Source organism: Aeromonas molluscorum 848 (assembly GCF_000388115.1).
Taxonomy (GTDB): domain Bacteria; phylum Pseudomonadota; class Gammaproteobacteria; order Enterobacterales; family Aeromonadaceae; genus Aeromonas; species Aeromonas molluscorum.
In genome coordinates, this window is the sequence record NZ_AQGQ01000079.1 from 1 (window position 1) to 17,642 (window position 17,642).

Below are 17,642 nucleotides of genomic sequence, written 5' to 3' on the forward strand. Positions count from 1 at the left end.
CATGAGTATGCAGGCGGCCTGGCTAAGGAAAAGTAACATTAAGGCTGTAATCTCATGTTGGAAAAGACCCTCGAAGCCCCTGCGGTAAATACTCGCCGTAACTTGCTGATGTTCTTGATCCCGTCACTCGTCGGGATCCTGCTGTTCATGACCCCCGTGCTCTATGACGGCAATATCACCATCCCCGTGGCCGTGCTGGCCAAGACGGTACAAGCGGTGTTTTCAGACTCGCTTGTGGCCGTGGTATGTGCCTTGATCACCACCACCATGCTGATGACCCTGGTTGCCTGGCTGTTCAAGCCCGCGATCCTGGTACGTCGTCCCTTTCTCAATGCCCTGTTCAACGTCTCCCCGTTCTGGGCCATGGTACGAGTGCTGGGCGGCATCTTTGCGCTGCTGACCTTCTTCGGGATGGGCCCAGAGGCGCTGCGTTCCGATGCGACCGGTGGCCTGGTGCTGAATGATTTGCTGCCCGTGCTGTTTTCGGTGTTTATCTTCGCTGGTCTGCTGTTACCGCTGTTGCTGGATTTCGGTCTGCTGGAGTTTGTCGGCACCCTGATGACCCGCATCATGCGTCCGGTATTCCGCCTGCCGGGCCGCTCCGCGGTCGACTGCTTTGCCTCCTGGCTTGGCGATGGCAGTGTGGGCATCCTGCTCACAAGCAAGCAGTACGAGGGCAAGTTCTACACCCAGCGTGAAGCCGCCGTCATCGGCACCACCTTCTCGGCTGTCTCCATCACCTTCTGTCTGGTGGTGATCTCTCAGGTGAAGCTGGAGCACATGTTCGTGCCCTTCTATCTGACCGTCTGCCTGGCCGGCGTGGTGGCCGCCATAGTGGTGCCGCGCCTGCCCCCGCTCTCCTGGAAGAAGGACGTCTATTCCGATGGTACCCCACTGTGCCGCAAGCAGGAGGCCGTGCCTCACGAGCACAATCTGGTGAGCTATGGCTTCGAGCGTGCCCTCAAGAAAGCCGACAGCGTGAGCGATCTCGGCGCCGTTGCCCGGGAAGGGGTCAAAAATGCCCTGGACATGGTGTTTGGCGTGCTGCCGGTGGTGATGGCGATCGGGACCTGCGCCCTGATGCTGGCCGAGCACACGCCAGTGTTCAACTGGTTGGGTGCCCCCTTCATTCCGCTGCTTGAGCTGTTGCAGCTGCCGGAGGCTGAAGCCGCTTCCAAGACCATAGTGGTCGGTTTTGCGGACATGTTCATCCCGGCAATTCTGGCCTCGAGCATCGAGAGCGAGATGACCCGCTTCGTCATCGCCGCGATGTCGGTGACTCAGCTTATCTATATGTCGGAAGTGGGCGCACTGCTGCTGGGCAGCAAGATCCCGGTCAAGCTGTGGGAGCTGTTTGTGGTGTTCCTGCTGCGGACACTGGTGACCTTGCCGGTCGTTGCCGCCATGGCACATCTGTTGTTCTGACCCATGTGTGGGGACAGGTGACCAAAAAACGGACAGCCCCAGGGCTGTCCGTTTTTATATGTGCTTTTTCCTCATTGGGAATTGAACTGCTCTTTGGCTATTGCATCGGCAGGTAGCCCTGTTGTTCGACCAAAGTGGGCTTTGTAATTTCATGATTTTACACTAACGTAACATTCGTTATCGCGATGTTGCCAGCCGAGCCGTAGGCCACTCATTCCCCTTATGGCAAGGAGCCTTCATGTCCGCACTGCCCAGCTATCGCGTCGGCCCGACCGATGCCCCCCTGCTTGATCAAACCATAGGTGACTACCTGCTAGGGATAGTCGAACGCTTCCCAGACCGGCCCGCCGTGGTGGTGCGTCATCAACAGATCCGCTGGCGCTGGCGTGAATATCTGCAACAGATAGATCGGCTGGCCAAGGGATTGCTGGCCATAGGCATACAGCCTGGTGACCGGGTCGGCATCTGGTCCCCCAATAACATCGAATGGTGTCTGGTGCAGTTTGCCACCGCCCGTATCGGCGCCATCATGGTCTGTATCAATCCCGCCTATCGGCGTGAGGAACTGGCCTTTGCCATCAACAATGTTGGCTGCAAGGCATTGATCTGTGCCAGCCGCTTCAAGGGCAGTGACTATCTTGCCACTCTGGCCGAGCTGGCCCCGGAACTGAACAGTTCACCGCCCGGAGAGCTCAAGGCCGCCGCCTTGCCAAGCCTGGCCTGGGTGGTGCGTCTGGGTGAGGACAGGACCCCTGGCATGCTCAACTTCAACGCCTTGCTCAGCTTGGGGGATGAACAGGAGAACAGCGTCCTGCAAAGGGTGGCTGCCGGGCTCAAGGCTTCGGATCCCATCAATATCCAGTTCACCTCGGGCACCACGGGCAGCCCCAAGGGCGCAACCCTTAGCCACAGCAACATACTTAACAATGGTCTGCTGGTCGCAGCCGGCATGGCGCTGACCGAACAGGACAGACTTTGCATCCCGGTGCCCCTCTATCACTGTTTCGGCATGGTACTCGGCAACCTGGTCTGTCTGAGCGTGGGAGCCTGCGCCCTCTTCCCCAGTGAGGCATTTGACCCCGCCACCACCTTGCAGATGGTCAGTGAGGAGCGTTGTACCGCCTTGCATGGGGTGCCGACCATGTTCATCGCCGAGCTGGAGCTTGCGAACTTTTCCGAGTTCGATCTCGGCTCACTGCGTACCGGCATCATGGCGGGAGCCATCTGTCCCGAGCCACTGATGTTGCGGGTGCAGACCCTGATGCACATGACGGAGGTGACCATTGCCTATGGCCAGACGGAGTGCAGCCCCATCAATCACATGACAGCGGTGGATTGCCCTCTCGACAAGCGCGTCACCACAGTCGGGCGGGCGATCGGCCACACCGAGATAAAGTTGGTCGACCCCAGTGGTGAGATGGTGGCAAGGGGGGAGAAAGGGGAGATCTGTTGCCGTGGCTATAGCGTCATGAGTGGCTACTGGCAGGATCCGGCCAAGACGGCGGCCACCATAGATACCGAGGGTTGGCTGCACTCCGGCGACATCGGGGTCATGGATAGCGAGGGCTATGTCCAGGTTGTCGGGCGCAGCAAGGAGTTGATCATCCGGGGGGGCGAGAACATTTATCCCCGGGAAGTGGAGGAGCGGCTCTACGATCACCCCGCGGTGCAGGACGCCGCCGTGTTTGGTATCGACAGCGACCGCTATGGCGAGGAGGTCTGCGCTTGGATCAAGCTCAGGCCCGGCTGTGATGCCGATGAAGAGGAGATTAAACACTTCCTGTCGGCCCGCATCGCCTACTTCAAGGTGCCACGTTACATCCGTTTCGTGAACGAGTACCCCATGACGGTCACCGGCAAACTGCAGAAGTTTCGCATGAAGGAGCTGATGAACGCTGAGCTGGCCCCCCATAGCTAGCCATGGGCAGCGCAAAGCTGAGGAGGGCCCAGGGGCCCCTCTCTCAGCTTAGGATTTGCCTCCTGGATGCTCGGCCTGATCTGATGGCGGGTGCTGGGCGAGAGGGAGATGCAGGTTCCTCGCCCTGAGGGGGGCGGAAGGCGGCCAGATTGACCTCATCGCACTGTGCCTCGCTCAGGAAGCGCTGGCCGTACTGTAGCCAGATACGGCTGCGCAGGAAGAGAGCGAAGAGCTCCGGATCTATGTGCCCCACGTTGGCCATCTGGCTCATGATGGCAAGGGACTGGCTAAGAGACTTGCCCGGTTTGTAGGGGCGATCGCTGGCGGTCAGTGCCTCGAAGATGTCGGCGATGGCCATGATGCGGGCCGGCACGCTCATCTGTGCCCGGCTAAGCCCCCTGGGGTAGCCGCTGCCATCCATCTTCTCGTGGTGGCCGCCCGCTATTTCAGGTACCTGTTGCAGGTGGCGGGGAAAGGGCAATCGCTCCAGCATCTTGATGGTCTGGATGATGTGTTCGTTTATCTTGTAGCGCTCCTCCTCGCTCAGAGTGCCACGGCCAATGCTGAGGTTGTAGAGCTCGCCCCGATCATACAGGCAGGCGGGCACCTTGACCTTGAAGCCCCAGGAATTGTCTGCCTCCAGTCTATCGTTGTCGGGACGGGGGATTTTGTGCTCGGGCCTGTCGGCCAGCAGGTATTCACGGCAAGGCAGGGGAGCGGCGAGGTCGCCATGGCGCTTGCGCTCTTCAGCTCCCAGTCCGAGCCTGTCATCCAGAGTGCGTAGCCAACTGCGAGTGGCAATCCGTTGCAATTGCTCGAGTCGCTCCGGCGCCATCCACTCCTCCCCCTGATTGCACTCGGCCACGAAGGAAAATTCGGCATCGAGCTCCGCCCAGACGGGGGCCACGGCCGTGCGGGCTAGGCTGCGTTGCTGTTCTGACAACTGCTCACTCAGGGTTGCGATGTGGGCATCGCGCTTGAGCACCTCGAAGCGGGTGCGGATCTCGTGGATGCGATCGTAGAGGGTTTCCAGCTTGGTGGCCTTGTCGACCACGAACTCGGGGGTCGTCACCTTGCCGCAGTCGTGCAGCCAGCTGGCAATGTGGATGGCTTCCCACTCCTGCTCGCTGGGGTTGAAACCGGCAAAGGGTCCCTCCCGCTCGGCGGCGGCCGCTTCCGCCAGCAGTCGGGTCAGTTCGGGCACCCGTTGGCAATGGCCGCCGGTATAGGGACTCTTGGCATCGATGGCCCCGGCGATGAGCTCGATGAATGACTCCAGCAGACGCTTTTGCTCCGCCAGTAGTCGTTGATTCTCGATGGCGGAGGCCGAGGTGCCAGCCAGCGCCTCGATCAGACTGATGCGGGCCGCCAGTTCATCAGGGGAGCAGGGGGGCAGCAAGATCAGCAGGCAGCCCGTCACCTCCTGACTGTGATTGCGCAGGGGTTCGGCCACCAGGCGTCCCTTGCCGGGATAGGCCCCCCAGCCACTCAGGTGGCGCTGCCAGCAACCCTCTTCGAGGGCGACGCTGAGGCGCTCGCCGTGCAGGACGGGACGCAGCAGGCGCTCACCTTCTATGGTTGGCAAGGGATGGCCATGCCAGAAGGCCAGCGCAGGTTGCAGTTGCCCCTCCTCCACCAGATAGAGAGCGCCGCCCTCGGCCCCGGCTGCGGCTATGGTTTCACCGAGTACGCGTTCAAGCAGGGCGTCGAAGTTGTGTTCGGCGCCAAGCGCCCGCCCCATGTTCATGAAGTTACCCAGGGTCAGGCGCATGCCCGACATGGTGCGGGAGAGATCGTCTATCTCCTGGATGGCGGAGTGGGGCGCCTCCCCGTTACTGAAATCGAAATGCTGGATGCGCTCGGCCTCCCGGGTCAGCGCAAGCAGGGGAGTGGCGGTGCGTCTGGCGACGAGCCAGATGACGGGCAGCAGCAGCAAGAGGGCAAGCAGGGTACTGCCGAGGTTGTGCCAGGCCTCGCGTGTGGCGTTCGCGAACAGGCGCTCGCTGCTGATGATGAGTCCCAGATAGAAGGGGGAACCTTCCCCGAGCGATGAGAGGTTGACCTGCCACTCCCCCCCGTTTTCGCCATTGAGGGTCAGCTCATGGCGCCCCTTAAGCAGGTCGGGCTCTGCACTCAGTCGGCGTTGCAACAGGGTGAATACGGGATCGCTCAGGGCCGATATCTTGGGCAGTACCCGCAAGCGCTCATAGCTGGGCAACTGCGCCGGGTCGGTTGCAAGCAAGGTGGCATGGCGATCAAACAATACCAGCTGGGTCCCCTCTTGCCGCATCTTGCCAATGAGTCTGGAGAGACGATCAACGCTGGCATCTATGCCGATCACCGCCTGGCCATCGGGGCTGGCGATCGCCAGCGTCATGCCGGGCTCCTTGGTAGTGAAGAAGAGATAGGGGGCCGTGCTGGCAATGCCTTTGCTGCGTAGCGCCTGCTGATACCAGAGCCGGGCACGGGGATCGAACTGGTAGTCGGGCATGGGCTGCTGATGGAGCAGGCGCTGGCGGGCATCATAATAGAGGTACTTCCCCTGTCCCCCAGACAGACTCTGTACCAGCAGGCTGCTGCCCGGTGGGGTCGAGTCCAACTGCGCTTTGACGCTTTCGGTCAGGGTTCGCACCAGAAAGAAGTCACCGTTGCCATAACCGACATAGATGGCGCCATAGCCATGCTGGCTGGCCAGCACCTCGACCAGCTGCGGCAAAAAGGCGAGCCGGGCCGTCAGATCATCCGCCTGCATCAGCTGGCCTGCCCTGAGCAGCTTGAGGGTGGTGCGGGCCGGCCGCTCGTTGAGGGTCAGAGCCAGGGCCAGCTGCTCCCGGTATTGCTGGAAGTTATGGTATTCGTGGGCCATCCCCTGGGCACGGCTCTGTTGAAAATGCTGCGCTATCAGCAAGGTGCCGAGCAGAGTGAACAAACAGATGAAGAGGGTGGCTATGTGTACGTAAAAAGGGCGGCGCTGCGAGCCGTTCAGCCTCATGTCGGGATCCTTATCATGGCCATTCGTCCATGGTTGGCGAGCAATGAGTTTGGCTCATGACATCAGAATCGCCAGCAATGGATTAATTGTGTCTCATTTAGAGCTAGTGGTAGAGTGACTGCTTTCCCACCCCTGGAGTGAGTCATGTCTGTTCCCTATTCGGTACTGGATCTGGTGCCTGTTCCCGTCGGCTCTCGTCCCGCCGATTCTTTCCGCCGCTCCCTTGAACTGGCTCAGCAGGCCGAGGCCTGGGGTTATCACAGATATTGGCTGGCCGAGCATCACAACATGCCGGGAATTGCCAGCGCCGCCACCTCAGTGTTGATTGGTCACCTGGCTGCTGGCACCCGGACTCTGCGTCTTGGCGCCGGTGGCATCATGCTCTCCAATCACTCCCCTCTGGTGATTGCCGAACAGTTCGGCACCCTGGAGTCCCTCTATCCGGGGCGAATAGACCTGGGCCTGGGTCGTGCCCCTGGCTCCGATCAGCGCACCATGCACGCTTTGCGCCGCCAGCGGGGAGGCGATCAGGATGACTTTCCCGCCGATGTGGCCGAGTTGATGGCCTATTTCGGTGATGAGCCGGGCCCGGTACGTGCCGTGCCCGGCTTCGGACTACAGCTGCCCGTCTGGCTGCTTGGCTCCAGCCTCTACAGCGCCCAGCTGGCGGCGGCCATGGGCTTGCCGTTTGGTTTTGCTTCCCATTTTGCGCCGGCGCTGTTGTTGCAGGCCCTGGAGGTTTATCGCAGCCAATATCGCCCTTCCGCACGTTGGCCCAAGCCCTATGCCGTGGTCTGCGTCAATCTGATTGCTGCCGAGAGTACGGCCGAGGCGCTTTTTCTGTTGAGCACGGTACAGCAGCAGTTCTTGCGGCTCTATCGAGGAGATGCTGGGGAATTACCGGCGCCGGTGGAAGAGCTGACCGGCTGGGCCCCTCACGAGCTGATGGCCATGGAGAAGACGTTGTCTCGCTCCCTGGTGGGTGATAAAGCCGCTATCCGCCATGGCATTCAGGCATTGCTGGCCGAAACCCAGGCTGACGAACTTATGTTCAATGGCCCCATCTTCGATCATCAGGCCCGGCTGCGATCCTTCGCCCTGGGGGCGGAGATCATGCGCTCGCTTTGACGCAGGAGGAGCCCGGTGCAGTCAGCGTCGGGTTCCCTGGCGTCGCGCTGTCTTCTGCGGCCATCCCCTGCTACTCACCTCTTTATTCCTGCCATTTTCCCTGTGGTTTATCCCTTCTTTATTTCATCTCTTAGTCTCTATTTCGCCGATTATGTCGACACTACTCTGATTTTTGTCAGCAATATTCCCTCGTGAATTGCCTCGTCGTCATGCTGGCGGACCGATTTGAATGGTCGTCATCTTGCGCGGCCAAATCTGCACCAGGGCATCAGCTTGATCTGCAGTGGGTAGGCTTTTCATCAAAACATGTTTATACCCTTAAACAATAACTGCTAATTTATTTGTGATGATAATGTTTAATTTTTATTTATACATGGTGTAATCGGCTTGTTTTTCTTATTTATTCAATGATTTATGCATTTGCATCGATGTTGTGGTGATTGATTATGCTTTATGTTTGCCATTTAATTGTTTAGTGTAGTAAGTGAATTTCGTCATGGTTATGCCATGGCGGTGAAGTTGTAATCAATTAGAAAAGGGCAATATGACAGTCAAACTGGAAGTAAAGACCCTGTATAAGATCTTTGGAGAGCAGCCGGACAAGGCGTTCAAATTATTGGAAGAGGGTGATGATCGTGCCGGGATCTTGCAAAAGACCGGACAAACCCTCGGCGTACATGACGTGAATCTGCAGATCCATGAAGGAGAAATTTTCGTGGTGATGGGGTTGTCGGGATCCGGTAAATCCACCCTGGTACGCCTGCTCAACCGGCTGATAGAGCCCACTCGCGGTCAGGTCTTGATCGATGGTGAAGATATCGCCGTCATCTCGGATGAGGCGCTGCGTCAGGTACGTCGCAAAAAAATCAGCATGGTGTTCCAATCCTTCGCCTTGATGCCGCACCTGACGGTATTGGACAACGCCGCTTTTGGTTTGGAACTGGCTGGTGTTCCCCAAGCAGATCGCCACCGCAGCGCCCGCCAGGCCCTGGCCCAGGTCGGCCTCGAGACCTGGACGCATGCCTACCCCGATGCCCTGTCTGGCGGCATGAAGCAGCGGGTTGGCCTGGCGCGCGCCCTGGCCAATGATCCCGACATTTTGTTGATGGACGAGGCATTTTCCGCCCTCGACCCCCTGATCCGCACCGAGATGCAGGATGAGCTGCTCAAGCTACAGGCCAACCATCAGCGCACCATCGTCTTCATCTCCCACGATCTGGACGAGGCGATGCGCATCGGCGACCGCATCGCCATCATGCAGGACGGTCAGGTGATCCAGATCGGCACCCCGGACGAGATCCTGAGCCAGCCTGCCAACGACTATGTGCGCGCCTTCTTTCGCGGTGTGGATCTGGCCAATGTGTTCAGTGCCCGTGACATCGCCAGCCGCAAGCAGACCCCGCTCATCAAGAAGCACACCACGGATGGCCCGGCCAACGCTCTGCGCCAGCTCAAGGAGCAGGATCGGGAGTTTGGCTATGTGATCGATCGTAGTCGGCGCTTCGTCGGCGTCGTCTCCCTCGACTCCCTGGCCCGTGCCGTGGCGAGCAAGGGCAGTCTGGATCAGGCATTGCTGGATGAAGTAAGCCCCTTGCTGGCCGACACTCCCCTGCACGAACTGATAAGCCTGGTGGCGGCCGCCCCCTGTCAGGTCCCCGTGGTAGAAGAGGATGGCACTTATCTGGGGCTTATCTCCAAGGCCAATCTGCTCAACACCCTGGACAGGAGTACTCCGGTATGAAGCATTTAATATCCCTCTGTCTGGCAACGCTGCTGTTTGCCGCCCATCCAGCCTGGGCCGACGAGGCCCCTGCTGCCGATCCGGATCCTTGGGCCAGTGCTTCCACCACTCAGGTTGACGCGGATCCTTGGGGCAGCACCACTCACACCGCCGTCGCCAGCAACGACTGGCAAAACCAGATAGCCTCGGCCGATGACAAACCGCCTCTCGATCTGCTGGATCCCTTCCAGCAGGCCTGGCTGCCGCTCGATGTCTGGGTGGAGCAGGGCATAGACGTGCTGGTAACCCACTTTCGTCCCCTGTTCCAGATAGTGCGGGCACCGGTCGAGGTGACCCTCAATGCACTGACTCATACGCTGCAGAGCGTGCCTTCCGCACTCATGGTGGGGATCTTGACCCTGATCGCCTGGCAGCTGGTCAGTGGCAGCATGGCGCTGGGTACCCTGATCTCCCTCATCGGGATTGGCCTTATCGGGGCCTGGTCCGATGCCATGGTGACCCTGGCCCTGGTGATGACCTCTCTGCTGTTTTGCATGATCATCGGTCTGCCGGTTGGCATCTTGCTGGCACGCAGCGAGCGAGCAACCGCCTGGACTCGCCCCCTGCTCGACGCCATGCAGACCACGCCGGCGTTTGTCTACCTCATCCCCATCGTCATGTTGTTTGGTATAGGCAATGTGCCCGGGGTGGTAGTGACCATCATCTTTGCTCTGCCGCCCATGATACGGCTGACCATTCTCGGCATTCGCCAGGTGCCGGAAGATCTTATTGAAGCCGGTCACTCATTTGGCGCCAGCCCACGTCAGCTGCTGTTCAAGGTACAACTGCCGCTGGCCATGCCGACCATCATGGCAGGGGTCAACCAGTCGCTGATGCTCTCCCTCTCCATGGTGGTGATCGCCTCCATGATCGCGGTGGGCGGGCTTGGCCAGATGGTCCTGCGCGGCATAGGCCGCCTCGACATGGGCATGGCCTCGGTCGGTGGTCTCGGCATAGTGCTGCTGGCCATAGTGCTCGATCGTCTCACTCAGGCCATGGGCCAATCCAGCGCCGAGCGTATCGGTCACTGGTATCAACGAGGCCCCGTAGGCCTGCTGCTCTCCCTATTCGGGCAGCGCCATCAGACTCACACCAAAGGAGAAGAAATATGAACGCCATCACCAAGGGATTGACGCTGGGCACCCTGTTATTGAGTACCACCGCCATGGCCAGCGCCCTGGTCCAGCCCATTCAGAGCAGCGTGCCGGAGGAGGCATTTCAGACTCTGCTGGTGAGCAAGTTGCTCGGCGAACTGGGTTATGACGTCAAGCCCGCCAAAGAGGCTGACTACAACGTGGGCTATGCTTCGGTCGCCAGCGGCGATGCGACTTTCCTCGCCTTCAACTGGAATCCGCTGCACAAAGACAAATATGAAAAAGCCGGCGGCGACACCAAGTTCTATCGTGAAGGCACCTATGTCACAGGGGCGGCCCAGGGTTACCTCATCGACAAGGTAACCGCCGACAAGTACAACATCACCAACATAGCGCAGCTCAAGGATCCCAAGCTGGCCGCTCTGTTTGACAGTGACGGTGATGGCAAGGCCGATCTGGCCGGTTGCAATCCGGGTTGGGGTTGTGAGGGGGTGATCAATCATCAGCTCAAGGCGTTTGCACTGGACAAGACAGTGACCCACCAGCAGGGCAACTATGCGGCCATCATTGCCGACACCATTACCCGCTACAAGGAGCACAAACCGGTATTCTATTACACCTGGACGCCATACTGGGTCAGTGGCGATTTGATCCCGGGCAAGGATGTGGTCTGGCTGGAAGTGCCTTTTACCGCGCTGCCGGATGGCCGCGAGGGCGACACCAAGCTGGCCAATGGCAAGAACTATGGTTTCGAGATGAACACCATGCACATAGTGGCCAACCGCGCCTTCGCCGAGGCCAATCCGTCGGCAGCCAAACTGTTTGACGAGATGAAGTTGCCTATCAACGACATCAACGTCCAGAACAGCCTGATGAAACAGGGCCAGAACAAGCCGGCCGACATAGAGCGTCACGCCGATGCCTGGATCAAGGGGCACCCAGCCCTGGTCAAGCAGTGGCTCACGGATGCGCGCGCTGCCAAATAGGCGCCAGTCTCCCGTCATGACCCCACGCCCGGCTTGTTGCCGGGCGTTTTTATTTGTGCAATTTATTCTATAAGATGTTGATATAAAAAGACTGTCGCCTAGGTGTCGGGTCTCTGTCGTCAAGGATTTCACTCAGGCCGGGTACGCTTGCTCTCGTCAATACCACAAGGAGTTCATCGATGATCGTCAGGAAGTTGAGATTGCAGCGCGGCTGGTCACAGGATCAATTGGCTACCATGTCGGGGCTGAGTGTCCGCACTGTGCAGCGGATAGAGCGGGGTCAGGCCCCCGGTCTCGAATCCCTCAAGGCCCTGGCCGCCGTCTTCGAACTCGATATCAGCCAACTGCAGGAGAGCGAGATGAGGGAAGCAAATATGGAGTCGGGCGCCGGGGTGACACGGGAAGAGCGGGAGGCGATGGAGTTTGTGCAGGGGCTCAAGGGATTCTACGGCCACCTCATCAGCTATGTGCTGGTGATAAGCCTGCTCTGGGTCATCAATCTGGTGACCAGCCCCGGGCATATCTGGGCATGGTGGCCCATGCTGGGCTGGGGAATAGGCCTGATGGCGCATGCCTTCAACCTGTTCAAACTGCCCAAGTTGCTGGGTCCCGACTGGGAGCGGCGTCAGATTGAGAGGCGACTCGGCCGCAAGCTGTAGGTCGAATATAGAAAAGGCCCGGGACAACCCGGGCCTTTTTCATGCAAGAAGAGGCGGGTTCAGATCCCTGAACCGTCATTTTCGCCGCTCTCTTCGTGCAGGCCGCATTCGCGTTTTAGGCCGAAGAAACGGGTCTGCTCCTCGCTCATGCCCGGCTCCCACTTGGTGGTGGTATGAACGTCCCCCACCGAGAGGTAACCCTGCTCCCACAGCGGGTGATAGGGCAAGTCGAACTCCTTGAGGTAGTAGTGCACGTCCTTGTTGCTCCAGTCGATGACCGGCAGGAACTTGAAACGGCCGCGCTGTATGGCCAGCACCGGCAAGTTGCCACGGCTGTCTGACTGCTCCCGGCGCAGGCCGGAGAACCAGGTCTGGGCGCCCAGCTCGTTCAGGGCGCGGTCCATGGGCTCGACCTTGTTGAGCTGGTTGTAGCGGGTGATCCCCTCGATCCCTTGCTCCCACAGCAGGCCGAAACGGGCCTCCTGCCAGGCGGGGGATAGCTCGGATCGGTAGATCTTGAGATTGAGCTTGAGCCGCTCGCTCAGCTCGTCGATGAAGCGATAGGTCTCGGGGAAGAGGTAGCCGGTGTCGGTCAGCACCACGGGGACGTCGGCCCGCTCGCGGCTCACCAGATGCAGCATCAGGGCCGCCTGGATGCCGAAACTCGAAGAGAGAATGTGCTGTCCCGGCAGGTTAGCCAGGGCCCAGCGCACCCGTTCGGGGGCGCTCATGGCCTCCAACTCGCGGTTGTGGGGAGCCAGGGCGGCGACCTGTTCCTCTTTGGAGAGGGTGAGCAATAGTGTCAGATCCAGTGTCATCTCTGTGTCTCGCTCTGTGAAGAAAAGCGGGCGCCAGTGAAGGCGCCCTTGGGATCAGGCGGCGTAGAAGTCCACGGCCGAGTTGACCACGGGGGCGACGATGGCGGCGCGGATCACGAAGTCGCCGAAGCATTCACCCGGGTTGCGCTCCTTGGCCCAGCGGCCGATGAGGGCATCCAGCTCGGCCAGGATCTGCGGCTCGGTGATGTTCTCCTGGTACATGCGTGGGATGCGGGTTCCCTCCAGGTTGCCACCCAGGTGCAGGTTGTAGCGACCGGGGGCCTTGCCCACCAGTCCCACTTCCGCCAGCATGGCGCGCCCGCAACCGTTGGGGCAGCCGGTGACCCGGAAGATGATGGCATCCTCGGCCAGCCCATGTTTGGTCAGCAGCCCTTCGATCTCGGTGACGAAGGCCGGCAACATGCGCTCGGCTTCCGCCATCGCCAGCGGGCAGGTGGGCAGGGCGACGCAGGCCATGGACTGCTTGCGCTGCTCGCTCACGCCACCATCGATGAGGCCGTATTGGCGAGCCAGGGCTTCGATCCGTGACTTCTCGCTGGCAGGCACACCGGCGATGATGAGGTTCTGGTTGGCGGTCAGGCGGAAATCCCCCTGGTGGATCTTGGCGATCTCCAGCATGCCGGTCTTGAGGGGCTTGCCTGGGAAGTCCAGCAGGCGGCCGTTCTCGATAAACAGGGTCAGGTGGTGCTTGCCGTCGATCCCTTCCACCCAGCCGAAGCGATCGCCACGGCTGGTGAACTCATAGGGGCGACTGTCGGCAAAGGTGATGCCAGCGCGACTCTCCACCTCGGCCTTGAAGGCCTCCACTCCAACACGTTCGAGCGTGTACTTGGTCTTGGCGTTCTTGCGGTTGACTCTGTTGCCCCAGTCGCGCTGGGTGCTGACCACTGCGGCCGCTATGTCCAGCACATGGGAGAGCGGAATAAAGCCAAAGTCGCTCGCCTTGCGCGGGTAGGTGCTGGTGTCGCCATGGGTCATGGCGAGACCCCCGCCCACCAGCACGTTGAAGCCCACCAGCTTGCCGCCATCTGCGATGGCCACGAAGTTGAGATCGTTGGCGTGCACGTCGATGTCATTGTGGGGCGGGATCACCACGGTCGTCTTGAACTTGCGCGGCAGATAGTTGGAGCCGAGGATGGGCTCCTCATCTTCGCCGAGCTTCTCGCCATCGAGCCAGATCTCCACGTAGGCACGGGTCTTGGGCAGCAGGTGCTCGGAGATCTGCTTGGCCCACTCGTAGGCCTCCTGGTGCAGTTCGGACTCTACCGGGTTGCTGGTGCAGAGTACGTTGCGGTTCACATCCCCTGCGGTGGCGATGGAGTCGATGCCGGTGCTGTTGAGGGTCTGGTGCATCAGCTTGATGTCACGCTTGAGCACGCCGTGGAACTGGAAGGTCTGGCGCGTGGTCAGGCGGATGCTGCCATACAGGCTGTGATCTTCGGCGAACTTGTCGATCACCTGCCACTGGGCCGGGGTGATGATGCCGCCGGGCAGGCGGGCGCGCAGCATGACGTTGTGCAGCGGTTCCAGCTTCTGGGCGGCCCGTTCCGGGCGGATGTCGCGGTCATCCTGCTGGTACATGCCGTGGAAGCGGATCAGCTGGAAGTTGTCGCCATTGAAGCCACCAGTCAAGGGATCTTGCAGATCCTGCTCTATGGTGCCACGCAGGAAGTTGCTCTCGCGCTTGAGCCGCTCGTTGTCGGACAGCGGGCCTGCAACCGGCCCCGGAGTTGTTTGCTTGCTCATCAGTAGACATCCCTTTGGTAACGTTTGGCACGACGCAATTCGCTCAAATACTCTTCTGCTTCTTCACGGCTCTTGTGGCCATGTTGGGCAATCACTTCCAGCAGGGCTTCCTGCACATCCTTCGCCATGTGGTTGGCATCGCCGCATACATAGAAGTGGGCGCCCGCCTCAAGCCAGGAGAACAACTCTGCTCCCTCTGCCCGCAATCTGTCCTGCACATAGATCTTGCTGGCCTGATCCCGGCTGAATGCCAGGGAGATGTTCGAGAGCAGGCCGCTCTTCACATAGCGCTGCCACTCCACCTGATAGAGGAAGTCCTGGGTGAAGTGGGGATTGCCGAAGAAGAGCCAGTTTTTGCCCGAGGCACCGATGGCGTCACGCTCCTGCAAGAAGGCGCGGAACGGCGCTATGCCTGTGCCCGGGCCCACCATGATGACGGGAGTATCCGGGTTCGCCGGCAGGCGGAAGTTGTCATTGTGTTCCACGAACACCCGTACTTCAGCATCCTCATCCAGGCGATCGGCCAGATAGGAGGAGGCTGCGCCACTGCGCACCACGCCATCTTCCTGGGGATAGCGCACCACGGCGACGGTGAGGTGCACCTCTTCCTCGACTTCGCTCTGGGCGGAGGCGATGGAGTAGAGGCGGGGGGTGAGCGGACGCAGCAGGCTGACGAGCTGCTCTGCACTCAAGGGGGTCGGGAAGCGCTTGAGCACATCTACTACCTGAGCGCTGGCGACCAGGGCGTTGAGCTGAGTCTTGTCGCCGGCGATGTCGTGCAGTGCCGCATCGTTGGAGATGGCGGCAAGGCCTGTGATAAAGCCGCCGTGCAAGCGGGTCAGCTCGAAGTGGCGGGTCAGTGCCGTGCGCAGGCTGCCCTGCTCGGTCGGCTCATCGCCGGACAGGCTGGCCAGGGCCAGCAGTTCTCTCACCAGACCGGCCTCGTTGTCGAACCAGACGCCGAGGGCGTCACCGGGCTGATAAGTGATGCCGGACTCTTCGAGGCTTATCTCGATGTGGCGAATATCCTTGGTCGAGTCACGGCCGGTGACCTTCTGGTTCACAGACAGGCGGGCCGGGAAGGGGTTGGCCTTGTCATACTGGTTGTGACCGACGGCGTGCTTGACGGCACCCGCCACAGCGCCGACCGGTCCCGCGTTCAGGGTTGCCGCTACCGCAGCCAGAGCCTGCTCGGTCCAGGCCTTGGCGCCCGCTTCGTAGTCCACATCCAGACCTGCCAGGGGGGCGATACGCTCGCCACCTGCCTGAGCCAGCCAGCCATCGAAGTCCTGGCCCGTCTTGCAGAAGAACTCATAGGAGCTGTCGCCAAGGCCCAGCACGGCGAACTTGACGCCATCGAGTTTGCCGAGCTTGCCCTTCTTGAGCTGCTCATGAAGATCGACCGCAGGTTCGGGCGGCTCGCCCTCGCCATAGGTGCTGACGATGATCAGCAGGTGACTCTCTTTCTTGAGCTGCTTGGGCTTGTAGTCGGCCATGGAAATCAGGGTGGTGGGTAATCCTAGTGCCTTGGCCTGCTGCTCGATGGCGCTGGCTACCCCTTTGGCATTGCCGGTCTGGGAGCCGTACAGGATCGTCAGACTGCCACCGGTACTGGCGGGCAGGGTGGGCGCCGCGCTGATGGCGCCACCGGCCTGGACGAGACCATAGAGATAACCGCTGACCCAGGTCAGCTGCTGGCTGTTGAGCGTGCCGAGGGCCTGAGTTAGCTGGCGCTGCTGCTCATCGGATAGGGGGGTTATGTTGGTCAAAGAGTCCGTCAATTGCATCACACAGGTCTTCCATGGTCTGAATTTTGGTCAGATTAAGGGTTGGCATGAATAACAACAAAGAATAAAAATGTCTTTTTTATTCGATTGAGGCATTAAAAAGTGCGAAATCTCTCTTGCAGATCCCTGCCCACAGGAAGGCATGTCCGGGGGAGGGCGATTTTTGTTAGAGTCAGTTCATTCCATCCGTTTGCCAGGAGCTCCGATGATCCGTCTGTTTCACGTCAATGCCTTCGCCCATAGGCCTTTCACCGGCAACCCCGCCATGGTGGTGCTGAGTCAGGGACTCGATGAGTTCACCATGCAGCGCATGGCCGCCGAGTTCTGCCTCTCCGAGACCGCCTTTGTGGAAGCAATCACAGGGGATCACTATCGACTGCGCTGGTTTACGCCGCAGGTTGAAGTGGCGTTGTGCGGGCACGGCACCCTGGCGGCGGCTCATGTGATCTGGACGCAGGGTTTGGCGGCGCCCGGGCAGCCGCTCAGTTTCGATACCCGCAGCGGCTTGCTGACGGCGGTGCGGGATGAGGCCGGGATCCGGCTTGATTTTCCCGCCATCGAGATGGCGCCCCTGGCACTGGACGCAGCTTATGCGCAGGCCCTCGGGGTCAGCCCTCGTCAAACCTGGGCCGCCGGTGCCAAATTTGTGCTCGAGCTGGGTAGCGAGGCCGAGGTGCGCGCCATTCATCCCGATTTTCAGGCATTGCGCGTGCTACCGGGCCGGGGGCTCATCGTCACGGCACCGGGGCAGGATGCCGACATCGATTTTGTATCACGCTATTTTGCCCCCTGGGTCGGGGTGGAGGAGGATCCCGTCACGGGCTCCAACCACTGTGCCCTGGCTCCCTTCTGGGGCAAGCGATTGGGCAAGACACAACTCAAGGCCTATCAGGCTTCGGAGCGAGGTGGTGCGTTGTTGCTTCGAGTGGTGGGTGACAGGGTGCAGATGACGGGGCGGGCGCTGACCTTGAGCCGGGGAGAGTGGCTGCCGCCAGCGGCATAGCCCCAAGGGCGCGCCGTTGAACAATAAAATCGGCTGAGAGAAGCGGCGCGATGCCAATAAAAAACGCCCCGCAGTGACGGGGCGTTTTGTGGTTCTCAAGCAGCCGACTGGGCCTGACTGGCGCTTATTTCTGTTGCGGACGCAGGGCCGGGAACAGAATGACGTCGCGAATGGTGTGGCTGTTGGTGAACAGCATGACCAGACGGTCGATGCCGATACCCTGACCGGCGGTCGGCGGCAGACCGTGTTCCAGTGCAGTCACGAAGTCGGCGTCGTAGAACATGG

13 protein-coding genes are annotated in these 17,642 nt (G+C 60.3%); 8 read left to right on the forward strand and 5 right to left on the reverse strand.

Annotated elements, in window-relative coordinates; translation table 11 throughout:
• Window positions 1-54 precede the first annotated feature (54 nt).
• Complete coding sequence (locus tag G113_RS11765; RefSeq protein ID WP_005902220.1) at window positions 55-1,425, forward strand: YjiH family protein; 1,371 nt, start codon at window positions 55-57, stop codon at window positions 1,423-1,425.
• A 238-nt stretch (window positions 1,426-1,663) separates the two neighbouring features.
• Window positions 1,664-3,343, forward strand: a complete 1,680-nt coding sequence (locus G113_RS11770; protein ID WP_005902221.1) for an AMP-binding protein — start codon at window positions 1,664-1,666, stop codon at window positions 3,341-3,343.
• 43 nt (window positions 3,344-3,386) lie between these two features.
• Here G113_RS11770 and G113_RS11775 read toward each other — a convergent pair whose 3' ends face one another.
• Complete coding sequence (locus G113_RS11775; protein WP_005902222.1) at window positions 3,387-6,335, reverse strand: HD domain-containing phosphohydrolase; 2,949 nt, start codon at window positions 6,333-6,335, stop codon at window positions 3,387-3,389.
• Between the two features lie 144 nt (window positions 6,336-6,479).
• On the opposite strand from G113_RS11775, the gene G113_RS11780 reads away from it, so the two are divergent.
• From G113_RS11780 to G113_RS11800, 5 genes are all read left to right on the forward strand, one after another.
• The gene (locus tag G113_RS11780; RefSeq protein WP_005902223.1) at window positions 6,480-7,463 is read left to right on the forward strand and encodes an MsnO8 family LLM class oxidoreductase; all 984 of its coding nucleotides are present in this window, start codon (window positions 6,480-6,482) and stop codon (window positions 7,461-7,463) included.
• 544 nt (window positions 7,464-8,007) lie between these two features.
• On the forward strand, window positions 8,008-9,204 hold the full coding sequence (gene proV / locus G113_RS11785) for a glycine betaine/L-proline ABC transporter ATP-binding protein ProV (protein ID WP_005902224.1): 1,197 nt from the start codon (window positions 8,008-8,010) through the stop codon (window positions 9,202-9,204).
• A complete protein-coding gene (gene proW / locus G113_RS11790; RefSeq protein ID WP_005902225.1) occupies window positions 9,201-10,355 on the forward strand; it encodes a glycine betaine/L-proline ABC transporter permease ProW in 1,155 nt (384 codons plus the stop codon). Before proV ends, proW begins: the two co-directional genes overlap by 4 nt.
• Entirely contained in the window at window positions 10,352-11,323 is a 972-nt protein-coding gene (proX, locus tag G113_RS11795; RefSeq protein ID WP_005902226.1) for a glycine betaine/L-proline ABC transporter substrate-binding protein ProX, read from the forward strand. Before proW ends, proX begins: the two co-directional genes overlap by 4 nt.
• 179 nt (window positions 11,324-11,502) lie before the next feature.
• Entirely contained in the window at window positions 11,503-11,982 is a 480-nt protein-coding gene (locus tag G113_RS11800; protein ID WP_005902229.1) for a 2TM domain-containing protein, read from the forward strand.
• A gap of 59 nt (window positions 11,983-12,041) precedes the next feature.
• Here the strand turns inward: G113_RS11800 and G113_RS11805 are convergent, their stop codons facing one another.
• The 3 genes from G113_RS11805 to G113_RS11815 are packed head-to-tail and all read right to left on the reverse strand — an operon-like array spanning window position 12,042 to window position 16,354.
• Window positions 12,042-12,800 (reverse strand): phosphoadenylyl-sulfate reductase, encoded by a 759-nt coding sequence (locus G113_RS11805; protein ID WP_005902231.1) that lies wholly within the window; start codon window positions 12,798-12,800, stop codon window positions 12,042-12,044.
• 54 nt (window positions 12,801-12,854) lie between these two features.
• On the reverse strand, window positions 12,855-14,567 hold the full coding sequence (gene cysI, locus G113_RS11810; protein ID WP_005902232.1) for an assimilatory sulfite reductase (NADPH) hemoprotein subunit: 1,713 nt from the start codon (window positions 14,565-14,567) through the stop codon (window positions 12,855-12,857).
• Complete coding sequence (locus tag G113_RS11815; protein WP_005902234.1) at window positions 14,567-16,354, reverse strand: assimilatory sulfite reductase (NADPH) flavoprotein subunit; 1,788 nt, start codon at window positions 16,352-16,354, stop codon at window positions 14,567-14,569. Before G113_RS11815 ends, cysI begins: the two co-directional genes overlap by 1 nt.
• Before the next feature lie 205 nt (window positions 16,355-16,559).
• Here G113_RS11815 and G113_RS11820 point away from each other — a divergent pair, with 205 nt between their 5' ends.
• Window positions 16,560-17,357 carry a PhzF family phenazine biosynthesis protein gene (locus G113_RS11820; protein WP_005902237.1) on the forward strand — a complete coding sequence of 266 codons (798 nt, stop codon included), beginning with the start codon at window positions 16,560-16,562 and terminating at the stop codon, window positions 17,355-17,357.
• Between the two features lie 124 nt (window positions 17,358-17,481).
• Here G113_RS11820 and G113_RS20585 read toward each other — a convergent pair.
• A partial coding sequence (locus tag G113_RS20585) for an amino acid--tRNA ligase-related protein (protein ID WP_005902239.1) occupies window positions 17,482-17,642 on the reverse strand: 161 nt, incomplete at its 5' end.